6 protein-coding genes are annotated in these 12,480 nt (G+C 60.5%); 4 read left to right on the forward strand and 2 right to left on the reverse strand.

Translation table 11 applies throughout. The annotated features are described in order from the left end of the window. Positions 1 to 6: 6 nt before the first annotated feature. From H4V96_RS06900 to H4V96_RS06910, 3 genes are all read left to right on the forward strand, one after another. On the forward strand, positions 7 to 1,671 hold the full coding sequence (locus tag H4V96_RS06900) for a ShlB/FhaC/HecB family hemolysin secretion/activation protein (protein ID WP_196856429.1): 1,665 nt from the start codon (positions 7 to 9) through the stop codon (positions 1,669 to 1,671). A gap of 679 nt (positions 1,672 to 2,350) precedes the next feature. Then, positions 2,351 to 3,862 (forward strand): glycoside hydrolase family 19 protein, encoded by a 1,512-nt coding sequence (locus tag H4V96_RS06905; RefSeq protein WP_280720815.1) that lies wholly within the window; start codon positions 2,351 to 2,353, stop codon positions 3,860 to 3,862. A gap of 111 nt (positions 3,863 to 3,973) precedes the next feature. Further along, positions 3,974 to 6,328: a glycosyl hydrolase family 18 protein gene (locus H4V96_RS06910; protein ID WP_280720816.1), complete on the forward strand. Its 2,355-nt coding sequence runs from the start codon at positions 3,974 to 3,976 to the stop codon at positions 6,326 to 6,328. Between the two features lie 75 nt (positions 6,329 to 6,403). Here H4V96_RS06910 and H4V96_RS06915 read toward each other — a convergent pair whose 3' ends face one another. After that, a complete protein-coding gene (locus H4V96_RS06915) occupies positions 6,404 to 7,684 on the reverse strand; it encodes a carbohydrate porin (RefSeq protein ID WP_280720817.1) in 1,281 nt (426 codons plus the stop codon). Between the two features lie 433 nt (positions 7,685 to 8,117). On the opposite strand from H4V96_RS06915, the gene H4V96_RS06920 reads away from it, so the two are divergent. Continuing rightward, positions 8,118 to 10,172: an esterase-like activity of phytase family protein gene (locus tag H4V96_RS06920; RefSeq protein WP_196856603.1), complete on the forward strand. Its 2,055-nt coding sequence runs from the start codon at positions 8,118 to 8,120 to the stop codon at positions 10,170 to 10,172. 78 nt (positions 10,173 to 10,250) lie between these two features. Here H4V96_RS06920 and H4V96_RS06925 read toward each other — a convergent pair whose 3' ends face one another. Beyond that, positions 10,251 to 12,341, reverse strand: coding sequence for a S9 family peptidase (locus H4V96_RS06925; protein WP_280720818.1), 2,091 nt, complete (start codon positions 12,339 to 12,341; stop codon positions 10,251 to 10,253). Positions 12,342 to 12,480 lie beyond the last annotated feature (139 nt).

Genomic DNA, 12,480 nt, shown 5'->3' on the forward strand with positions numbered 1-12,480 from the left:
AAGACTATGAAAAAACAACAACATCCACAGCACACCGCTGTTGCCATGGCGCTGGGTTTGGCTTTATGGCATTTTGCATCGGCCGCGCAGGCGCAAGTTCCCCCTGATGCGGGGCAAACCCTGCAGCGTCTGCAGCCACCGATTGCACCGCCGCGTGAAAGCCAGTCACTGAAGATTCAGGCGCCGTTGGGTTCCGCTGCCCTGGCGCCGGGAGGCGCGTCCGTGGTCTTGCGTTCGGTCACGCTGACGGGCAATTCCGTCGTCGCCGAGGAAGCCCTGCGTGCAGCGCTCGGCGATGTCACGGGCAAGACGTTCGATCTGGCCGGCTTGCGTGACTTGGCCGAGCGCATCACCGGTGTTTACCAGGCTAGCGGCTACCCGTTCGCCCGCGCCGTACTGCCGCCGCAAGACTTGGAACAGGGCTACTTGCGCATCGACGTCATTGAGGGGCGTTATGGCGCGGTGCAGGCGCAAGGCGACGATGGCGTTCTGGTGCGGCAGGCGACGGCCTTCCTCGATGGCTTGCGTCCCGGTAGCGTGATCGCCAGTGGAGCGCTGGAACGGGCCGCCCTGTTGCTGGACGATTTGCCCGGTATCACTTCGGCCGCCGCCATGCGTCCTGGAACGGCAGCGGGGACGGGCGATTTGATCGTCCAGGTTGCTCGCGACAAACGCGTGAGCGGTGATGTCGGCCTGGACAATGCCGGCAGCCGCTACACGGGAAGAAATCGCGTGCGTGCGAATGTCGACATCAATAGTCCCTTCCTGCTAGGCGACCAGCTCAGCGTGCGTGCTCTGTTGAGCGAGGAGGATTTATGGCTCGGCTCGCTTGGCTACAGCCTGCCTTTGGGAGCGTCCGGTTTGCGCGGTAACATAGGCTACTCGCATACCAGCTATGCGCTGGCGAAGGAATTCGCCAACCTGCATGCGAATGGAACCGCGAAGGTTGCCAGCGCTGGCCTCAGCTATCCCATCTTGCGCTCGCAAAAGGCCAATCTGACCTTGATCGCCACCTATCAATCGAAGGATTTGCACGATAACCGCGATAGCACCGCCACTTACGAAAGCAAGTCCAGCCAGTCCATGCCAATGGCACTGCAATTCGATTACCGCGACGCGTTCGATGGCATCACCTACGGTAGCGTGAGCTGGACTCCAGGCAAGCTGAAACTCGATGCGGGCTTGACTGCCGTTGATTATTACAAGAGCAACGGTCGTTTTCGCAAGGTCAACCTCGATGTGGTGCGCCTGCAATCCTTGCCCGCCGGTTTCAGCCTGATGGCCCACTTGAGCTGGCAGCAGGCCAACAAGAACCTCGATTCGTCCGAAAAGCTGAGCCTGGGCGGCGCCAGTGGCGTGCGCGCGTATCCATCCGGCGAAGCCACCGGCGACGAGGGCGGCCTGGCACAGCTGGAACTGCGCTATGCCGCTGGCGCCTATACGCCATATGCCTTCATGGATGCAGGGCGCATCACGGTCAACGCCGATCCGGTCGCGGCCAGTGATAACCGGCGCAGCCTGCGCGGCAGTGGCTTGGGTCTGCGTTACCAGCAGCAGGCCTGGAGCGCGGATGTGGCCCTGGCTTGGCGCAATACAGGAGGGCGGCCAATGTCGGAAACGAATAGTGATCCGCGGCCACGCGTATGGATCAACCTGGAGTACCGCTATTAAGCGTCTATGCCGCTAGATGAATACGCCCGCTGCTGACGCCAGCGGCGGACGTTTCCTACTGGCCTAGCTTGCAAGTGGCACATTGCAAGGCGCACGCTTCGAGCGTGTGCCTTGCAAAAAAACCAAACTGGTTTTAGATTGCTTTTTCTATCAAAACCCTCTTTTTCCCTGGTGCCCACAGTGCCTCGCATCTTCGCTATCCGTCGAGAGATGATGCATTCAGGTCGCTCGATGAAGCAGCTTCCTAGCGAAGCGACTCAAGCAGCTTTTGTTTGAGTGCCGTAGGAATGGCCTTCGTTGACGAAGGGGCGGATGTCAATTCATTTTTTGAACGCACATCGTATCGTTTCCTTGAAAATCTATTTAAGTGTTGATACTGCAACGCTTAAAAACGTGTACGGCAGTGCTAATACCACTTGCCGCAGCGTTGTCGGCGCGGTATTGCCGGCAGTTGCTGCAAACACGGCATTTTCCACTTCCCTCATTCGTTGCCTGCCGCGCTGTAGCGGGGCCGCCTGACGTGACTGGTATTGAAAAAAATACGGTTATATAAAACCACTTGACTACCAATTTCCGACGTCGCATTCTCTGTATAGAAAGCCGATGCTGCTTTGGGCTTTCTTTACGTACAACATAAAAAGCTACTTCGATAGTTTTCGTATAACGTTCAGGAGACAATGTGAAGACACGGCAATCAAGCCGGCTGGCGACGCCATTCATGGCTGGCCTGCTGGGCAGCGCGCTGCTCGCTTGCGGCGGCAATTCCACTACCCAACCCCCATCCCCATCGACGCTGCTCGCTGCCACCGCCGTCAGCGACAGTTGCACGGCCTGGAGCGCCAGCGCCGTCTACACGGCAGGGCAATGCGCCGTGTACGACGGCAAGGTCTACCGCGCCAAATGGTGGGTGCAGGGCACGGCACCGGGCAACGATCAGTGGGGGCCGTGGAGCCTCGATACCAGTACGCCAACCCCAACCCCAACCCCAACCCCAACCCCAACCCCAACCCCAACCCCAACCCCAACCCCAACCCCAACCCCAACCCCAACCCCAACCCCGCCACCAACCCCGACCCCGACCCCGACACCGACACCAGGCGTGCCCACCAAGGCCCAGGCCGAGGCCAACGAGGCAGCGCTGACGAATAATGACTTTTTCCGCAAGGTCAAGGCCTCGATCCGTACGTTGGGCAATACGGCCGTCGAAGCCGTTCAGCCTGGCCTGGCCACTAATCCGCTCAACGTCAAGCGCGTCGAACGCCTGCTGCCGGCGGCGAAGTGGGACTACTATTTTGCCGCGCGCGACGTCAGCTACACCTACCAGCGCTTCTTGCAAGCCGTGGCCAAGTTCCCTGCCGTGTGCGACGACTACAGCGACGGGCGCAATGCGGACGCCATCTGCCGTCATAGTCTGGCCACCATGTTTGCCCATTTCGGGCAGGAAACGGGCGACCATAATGCCAACAGCCCCTTGCCGCAATGGCGCCAGGGCTTGAAGTATTTGCGCGAACTGGGCTGCGACGAGATGGGTGTGGGCTGCGGTTACAACATCGAATGCGCCGACCCCGTCTTCAACAAGGTGTGGACCTGCGGCAAGAATGCCGACGGCAGCTTCAAAAAATATTTTGGCCGCGGTGCCAAGCAGCTGTCCTACAACTACAATTACGGTCCGTTTTCGCAAGCCATGCATGACGGCGATCAATCCGTGCTGCTGAAAAATCCTGACCTGGTGGCCTCGACCTGGCTGAACCTGGCCTCGGCCACGTTCTTCTTTGTCTATCCGCAGCCACCGAAACCGTCGATGCTGCATGTGCTCGACGGCACGTGGGTGCCGAATGCGACCGATACGGCGGCCGGTGCCGGCAATAACTTTGCCACCACCATCATGATCATCAATGCCGAGTGTGGGCAGGGTACGGAAAAGCAGGCCGCACAAAACCGCATTGATTACTACAAGCAATTTGCCACCGACATGGGCTGGGATTATTCCCGCGAACAATTGTCGTGCGCCAATATGCAACGCTTTACCCCGGCCAGTTCCGCTTCCTACAACATCTATTGGGAAAAGAACTGGAGCGCGGGTGGCGACAATCAATGCCAGTTGGTCAGCTATCAAACGCCCTACAGTGCCTTGCTGGCCGGGAACTACGTGAAATGCGTGGAAGCGAACTGGAATGTGAAGTTGCAGTAACAGCAAGCGCAAGAAAGTCAGCCAGGGATCACAGTTGACAAGAGCCCCTCAAGGGGCCTGCAACAGCTCACAACGTACAACCTGTACCACCATAACGGAGACCCATACCCTATGAAATCGAATGCATTATTGATGGCCTTGCTCAGCGGCGTGCTTGTCGCTTGCGGCGGTGGCCAGGAAGGCACGACGGCCACGCCAAACACCTTGCTGGCCGCCATGGAAACTTGCGCCGTCTGGGATGCCGCCACCGTCTACACGGGCGGCCAGTGCGTGCTCTACCAGGGCGTCACCTACAAGGCCAAGTGGTGGACGCAGGGCAATGTTCCCAGCGCTACCAATCAGTGGGGCGCGTGGGCCGTAACGGATACCCCAACGCCGACACCAACGCCGACACCAACGCCAACACCAACGCCAACACCAACGCCAACACCGACACCGACACCAACACCGACACCAACACCAACACCGACACCGACGCCGACGCCGACGCCTACGGCTTGCCGTCCCGACGGCTTGATTTCGGCCGTGCCAAATGTGCCGTACTGCAAGGTATATGACGCGAACGGCCGCGAAGTGCTCGGCAATGGCTTGAAGCGGCGCATCGTCGGCTATTTTGCCAGCTGGCGCACGGGCGTCGATGGCAGCCCGACGTATCTGGTGAATAACTTGCCGTGGGATAAGATCACCCACCTCAATTATGCGTTTGCTTCCGTCGATCCGGCCACCTCGAAAATCGCCATCGGCAGCGGCGCGGCCAATCCCGATACGGCCCTCACGTGGCCCAATGTGCCAGCCGCAGCCATGGACCCGTCCTTGCCGTACAAAGGCCATTTCAACTTGCTGGCGCAATACAAGAAGAAGTATCCAGGCGTGAAACTGATGATTTCTGTGGGCGGCTGGGCCGGTAGCGGCGGCTTTTATACTGCCACGACGAATGCGGACGGCAGCATTAACACGGCCGGCATCAACACCTTGGCCGATTCCATGGTGGCTTTCGTGCGCCAGTACAACTTCTTCGATGGCGTTGATGTCGATTACGAACACCCGACGACGAATAATGAAGCGGGCAATCCGAATGACTTCGCCGCCTCGAAGCCGCGCCTGGCGGGCTTGATGACGAGCTACAACGTGCTGCTCAAAGTGTTGCGCCAGAAGCTAGACGAAGCGGCCGTGCAGGACAATAAATACTATTTGCTGACTATTGCCGGTTCTGCCTCGGGCTGGGTCTTGCGCGGCGAGGAAAACATGTCGGGACTGAAATATCTCGATTACGCCAGCTTGATGACCTACGACTTGCACGGCGCGTGGAACCAGTATGTGGGACCGAATGCGGCGCTGTTTGACGATGGCAATGATGGCGAGTTGCGGGCCGGCAACGCCTACCAATACCAGAATATCGGCTACCTGAACACGGACTGGGCGTACCGCTATTATCGTGGCGCCATGCAAGCGGGACGCATCAATATCGGCGTGCCCTTCTATACGCGGGGCTGGAAGGATGTGACGGGCGGCACCAACGGTCTGTGGGGTACGACGGCGCTGACCAACTCCACCGTCACCTGTGCGGGCGTGAAAACCTGCGGCATGGGCGCTACCGGCATCGACAACGTCTGGTACGACCTTGACTCGCAAGGCAAACCCACGCCCGGTGGCGGCAACCCCATCTGGCATGCGCTGAACTTGCAGAACGGCATAGTGCCCAGCTACCTTGATGCCTATAAAGTCACTGATAAGGCGCTGGTAGGCAGCTATGTGCCGTACTACAGCAGCACCATGGTGGCGCCGTGGCTGTGGAATGCGACCAAGAAAGTGTTTATTTCCACGGAAACCACGCAATCGATCGCGGCCAAGGCCCAGTACATCGTCAACAACAATATCGGCGGCGTGATGATCTGGGAAATGGCGGGCGACTATGCCTGGGATGCCACGCGCAACGGCGGCAAGGGCGAGTACTTCATGGGCACCACCCTGACGGACGTGCTGTACCAGGCCTTCCGCGCGGCTGGCGTGTATGGCAACAAGCGCGCTGAAATCGCCATGCCGGGCACGACGGCCAATGTCAGCATCAGCCTCGGTGGCTGGAAGCTGGGCGACAGCAACTTCCCCATCAACCCGGTGATGACGCTAAAGAATAATACGGCATCGACCTTGCCGGGCGGCACCGTGGTGGAATTTGACTATCCGGTCTCGGCACCATCGGACATGAGCGACCAGTCGGGCTTCGGGTTGACGGTGATCAATGCCGGTTATACGGGGCCGAACAATATCGGCGGCTTCACGAAGAACTACAATCGGGCCCGCTTTACGCTTCCCGCCTGGCAATCGCTGGCGCCGGGCGGTTCCGTGGCGCTGACCCTGAACTACCGCTTGCCGATCTCGGGGCCGGCCAACTACACGCTCACCGTGGGCGGCAGCAAGTATGCATTAACCCAGGAGTATCCGGAATTGCCGGTGGCCTTGCCGTAAGGGCGCGCCGCTAGTGCATACAAGAAAGGGCGGAACTGCGGTTCCGCCCCTTTTCGTTGCTGCCGTCAAGCAGGCTTAGAACCAGGTTTCCACTTGGAAGCCGTACGAGGTGCCGCTGGTATTGTTGTTGTAGATCGGGCCGCCATTGTTCGACGCGTTGACCGAAGCGGTAGCGGCATCGTTCCATTTGCCGTACGTGACGAAAGCGCGCAGTTCAGGACGCGACCACAGGCCAGGACCGGCCGAAATCGTCGGGGCGATGGTCAGCTTGGTCAAACGCTTGGCCGGCAGGCCGCCCGCTTGCGTGACACGGTCGGTACCCAGTTCGCCCACCAGCTTGAAGTTGTCGGTGAACGCATACACGGGCCGCACGCCGACCGAAGTCCAGGTCGAGGAACCGGTGGCGTTCGACTCGTCTTTTTGCCACAGGGCGACCAATTCCATGCCGAAGTTGGCCATCGGCTGGATCGCCATATCATTGAAGATGCGCGTGCGCTTGACGTCGGAGCCGAAAGACGTGTCGCCCGAGGCGCCGAACTGGCCGTTGCCCGCACCGCCGACACCAGGACCGACGCCGTATTGCACGCCGAAGGTGTTGCCGCCGCCAAAGACTTTACCTTGACGGTGGAAGGCCGACAGTTGCCATCCATTATGCTTCTTGCCGTAGAGGTCGTTGTCCTTGCCTTCGGCCGTGATGACGGTGGCGGCCAGGTCCAGCGTGCCGTTTTCGTTGACGGCAATTTCGCCGTAGATGAAGTTCTGGCGCACAGCCGAACGGGTGCCAACGATGGCGCCCGTTTTCGGATCACGCTTGTTGATATCGTTATCCTTAAAGAAGGCATACGAGAATTTACCGGGGCCCGCAGGGATGCGGTCCAGGCCGGCGCCCGTGCCGTTCATGTTGATATATTGCATATCGAGCATGTGGATGTCGGGACGGTAGTAGAAGCGTTTGCCGACCCAGGCCGTGCCGCCGTTCAGGAAATCGAGTCCTTGTGCTTCGACATAAGCCTTGACGATACCGAGCTTGTTGTCGCCGAAATCGGAATTCGGTGCATAGGCGTTGACCCAGATGGTGGCCAGGTAGTTCACGCCGCCGGACTTGGCGACGGACTTGGTATAGCCGAATTCCGCGTAGGCATCGCACTCATTGCCCAGACGGTATTTCATGGTGTTGCCACCCAGGCCGAAGCAGCCTTGCGAACCGCCGTCGCCCGAGGTATTGCTGCCGGCGCCGGCGCGCAGGTAGCCGTGGAAGCCTTCGGCGTCGGATGGATACATGGGGTCGGCGATGACGGAAGCGCTGGTGATGGCCAGAAGTAAGGCAGCTAAAGTTTGCAATGCAGGGCGATTCATGCGTTCTCCAAAATAATGTGGTTGGTAGCGCTGGCCTCCCCGGGGGACGGCGAGCGCAGACGGTCTAATGCCGCAAACCAAGTCTAGCAGCGCTTTTTTAGGCGGCCTGACACAAAACGAATAAGTGACAATACTTTCCTTCAGAGTGTTGTTTTTACTGCATATCGATACGCTTGCACATACTGCTCCGGAGCAGACGGACGCTTATGTCAGCAACGTCTGTTACGCAGTGGGATTGAATGACGGGGCTAACTTCAAGCGCCGCTACCGGCAGGTGAAAGGCGTCACGCCCAAGGCGTTCCGGTGCCAGGCCGATGACCGTTCTGGCGGCATCGGCTTGTCGCGGATACGCCACTGGCGTGAAGGCTGTCATGGGCTTGTCACTTTGGCCAGTTACTCTGCAGGATTGAATTTCACCCTAGCCGAGGAATGCATGAACAATGCTGTAACGTCGACCCCGAAACTGACCCTGTTGGCCATTGCCGCCAGCCTGTGCCTGTCCGCTTGCGGCGGCAGCGATAATACGCCGACGGAACCGGCCAAGCCCGTGGCGCAGACGGGCGTGTTCCTCGACGGCGCGGTGGAAGGCCTCGATTACGTGGCCGGCAGTGCGGTCAAGGCCAGCACCAATGCCAAGGGCGAATTCATTTGCAACCCCGGCGATACGCTAGCGTTCAGTATCGGCGCCCTGGCCCTGGGTTCGGCGCCATGTGGCGCTATCGTCACGCCGCTGGCGCTGGCGGCCAGCACGAATGTCGCCGACGACAAGGTCGTCAACCGCCTGCTGGCGTTGCAACTGCTCGATGAGGACAGCGATCCGTCGAATGGCATCAAGCTGACGGCCGAAGTGAAGACGGCGCTGGCCGGCAAGACGCTCGACTTTGCTGGCGCCCCGGCCGTTTTTAACGCGGCCCTGGCCGCACACTTGAGCAGCGTGGGTGGCAAATTCGCCAGCCGCACGGTCGATGCCGAGCGCCGTACCCTCGTGCGCGAGCATTTTGAAGATACGCTCGCTTCCAAGGCGGGCGCGCCCGTGAATGAAGCGCTGACGCAGGCCAACCCGGTGGGTGAAGTAAAAGTCACCGTGACGCGCTACCAGATCCAGGCGGCCGACAAATACTATGTGCCGTACGAAGGCGCGAACGTCAAGATCAAGGGCGAATTCCCGAAAGGCTTCCTGCCGTCGTATGGCTCGGGACTGGCTTACAAGGGCAAGAACGCCGCTGGCGAGCTGGAATTCTATGGTTTGACGGATCGCGGACCGAACGGCGATGGCCCGCAGGTACCCGACCCATCGGGCAAGGGCAGCAGCGGTAGCAAGATCTTCCCGTCGCCCAGTTTTACCCCTTCGTTCGGCGTGATCACGGTGGGCAAAAATGGCGCCATGCTGACAGCGAGCACGCCGATCAAGGTATCGGCCAGCGTCAACAGTTCGGGCTTGCCCGTGCCCATCGGCGAGGTCGGCAATTCGGCCGAAATTCCCGTCATGGATGCGATGAAGTTCGACGCGACCGGCAAGGCGGTCTTCAATGCGGGCGGTCTCGATTCGGAAGCCATCGTTGTCGATGCGAAGCGCAATGTGCTGTGGGTGTCCGATGAATACGGCCCCTTCATCATCAAGATCGATGCCGCCACGGGCGTCATCCAGGCCAAGTACGAGCCGGGCAAGGGCTTGCCGGCGCTGTTCGCCAAGCGCCGCGCGAATCGCGGCATGGAAGGCATGACACTCGACACCAGCAACGACAAGCTGTATGCCTTCCTGCAAAGCCCCTTGTCGGACGGCAGTGCGCCGTACACGGTGACGAAGAAGAATGAACAGGTCGAACGCTTCGCCCGCTTCACGCGCTGGATCGAATTCGATCCGACGACGGGCAGCAGCGGCAAGATGTATGCGTATCCGCTCAATGGCGCCGACTACCAGGATGGCCGCACGGGCAACGCCAAGCTGGGCGACATGGTGGCGCTGGGCGGCGGCAAGTTCCTCGTCATCGAGCAAGGTGCCGCACCTTCGGGCAAGGTCTTCAACAAGCTGATGCTGGTCGAATTGAAGGGCGCTACCGATATCGCGGCCGCCGCCTTCAACGCGACGACGTCCGACCTGGAAAAAAGCAGCATGGGTGGCGCAGCCGTCAACGGCGCCGATTGGGCTGCTGTCACGCCGCTCAAGAAAACCCTGCTACTGGACTTGAACGCCATCGGCTGGGCGGCGGAAAAGGCCGAAGGCCTGACCCTGATCGATGACTCCACCATCGCGCTGGCGAATGACAACGACTTCGGCCTGAAAACCAAGATCTTTGACGCCAATGGCATGGAAGTAGCAGACGCCGACGTGACCAAGTGCACGGTTGATGCGAACGGCGCCATCGTCACCAGCAGCGCGGTCGGCTGCAACGCTGCCAACAGTATCCGCGTGGCGCGCGGCGACGACCGCGAGCGTCCTAGCCGTTTGTGGATCGTGAAGTTCGCCAAGGCGCTCGCTGCGTATTGATGGCGTATTGATGCAGTTTGACCGATGAAAAAAAGCCGCACAGTGCGAACTGTGCGGCTTTGTTATTTTGCGCCAGGCTTACTTTTTAGTATGCGTATTGAGCCAGTCCAGCACCGTGTGATGCCACAACAGCGAGTTTGCCGGTTTCAGCACCCAGTGGTTCTCGTCCGGGAAGACCAGCAGCTTGCTCGCAATGCCCTGGCGCTGCAGCGCCGTGAAAGTGCCCAAGGCTTGCGCGGTAGGGATGCGGAAGTCCAGGTCACCCTGCACCACCAGCATCGGCGTCTTCCAGTTCTTCACGAAGTTGACGGGGTTGAACTGTTCGTGCTTGGCTGGCGCGTCGTAGTAAGTGCCACCGTTTTCCCACTCGGTGAACCACAGTTCTTCGGTCGCGTAAGCCATGCCGCGGTTGTCGAACACGCCGTCATGGTTGACCAGGCACTTGAAGCCGTCCGGCCAGTTACCGGCGATCCAGTTCATCATGTAGCCGCCGTACGAGGCGCCCAGCGCGCAGCTGCGTTCGCGGTCCAGCCACGGGAACTTCTTGGTGGCCGCTTCCAGGCCCTTCTGCAAGTCGAGCAGCGGCTTGCCGCCCCAGTCGCCGCTGATGGAGTCCGTGAACTTCTGGCCATAGCCGGTGGAGCCGTGGAAGTCGATGAAGACGGTGGCGTAGCCGGCGCCCGCATACACTTGCGGATTCCAGCGGTAGCTCCAGCCGTTGCCAAAGCTGCCTTGCGGGCCGCCGTGGACCAAAAAGGCGATCGGATACTTTTCACCGGCCTTGGCATTCCATGGCTTCATCACGTGGCCGTAGACGGTTTCGCCATTCGCGCCCGCGAACGAGAATTGCTCGTACTCGCCGAAGCGCACGTTGGCCAGCGCGGCTGCATTTTGCTGCGTCAGCTGGAGCATCGGCGCCGTCTCCGACTTGGCGTCGAGTTTGCGCGTGTACAGCTGCGCGCCCGAGGCCAGGTTGGCTTGCGCCAGCACGATGGTATTGCCGCGCACGTCGAAGTCGCCCACGGCGCCCTTGCCGGTCAGCGCATTGACCTTGCCGCTGGCCGCGTCAATGTGGAACAGGCGATGCTGGCCCACGTCATCGGCGGCGACCAGGAAAGCCTTGCCGTCCGGCGTCCAGCGGAAATCGGCCACGGAGCGGTCCCAGTCATCGGCCAGGGTGCGCTTCTTGCCCGTGGCAACATCCATCAGCACCAAATGAAAACGGTCCGCTTCGAAGCCCGGCTTGGTCATGGCGACATAGGCCAGCGTACGGCCATCGGGCGAATAGGTGGCCTTGGCATCCCAGGCCGGATTGTCGGCGGTGAGGTTGCGCGGCGCCTGGCCGCCCGTTGCTGGAATCGTGTAGACGTCGAAGTTGGTCGACCACGCTTCCTTGCTGCCGGCCACGCGCACCGAGAATGCCACCGTCTTGCCGTCCGGGCTGAAGTGGTATTGGCCGTTGTCGCCGAACGGTTTCGAGGGGGCGTCGCCATCGAGGGTGCCGCTCAGGCTGACAGGCTCGGCGCTGACCTTGCCGCTGGCGTCGATGGGCGCCGAGAACAGCGCGTTGCGGCGGCCGTCAGCCCAGCTATCCCAGTGGCGTACGAACATCTGGTCGTAGACCATGCCGCTCGCCTTGTTCCTGGCTTTTTCATTCAAGCGCTTCTTGGTGCAGGCGATATCGGCGCAATCGAGGAAGACGCCCATGCTCAACGCCAGGCGGTCGCCCTGCGGCGATAAGCGGTAGGTGTCGACGTCCAGCGCCAGGTCGGTGACCTTGGCCGCTTCGCCGCCGTTCAGGGGCAGTTGCCACACTTGTGAGGAGCCGGAACGGCCCGAGAGGAAGTAGATGGCGTCGCCGTTCGGCGACCATTGCGGGTCGCTGGCGCTCGATTCGCCGCGCGTGAGCTGGCGTGGCGCCGCGTTCGGCGCGCGCAGGTCGATCATCCACAGCTGCGTGTTGCCACGGTTTTTGTCCAGGTTGGTGCTGCGCACCGTGTAGACGACGCGCGTGGCGTCCGGCGACAGCACGGGGCTACCCACGCGTTCCATGGCCACCATGTCTTCGACGGTGAAGCCGCGCGGCGCCGCTAGCGCCGGTGTTGCAGCAATGGCGGTGGTGGCCATGGCGGCACTGAATGCTCCCAAGAGCAGCAGACGTAAACTCATTCAAACTCCCGATTCTGATGACGACGTTGTTGATATGGTATCGACGTGGCCGGCTGTACCGCCGGCAGCCCGATATCATAGCAATAAAGAGGTGCTTGCATGACGAGTTGAGCGTCGCTTAGCCGGCTGGCAGTGCCAG

It is taken from the genome of Janthinobacterium sp. CG_23.4 (genome assembly GCF_029892305.1).
Taxonomy (GTDB): Bacteria; Pseudomonadota; Gammaproteobacteria; order Burkholderiales; family Burkholderiaceae_D; genus Janthinobacterium; species Janthinobacterium lividum_D.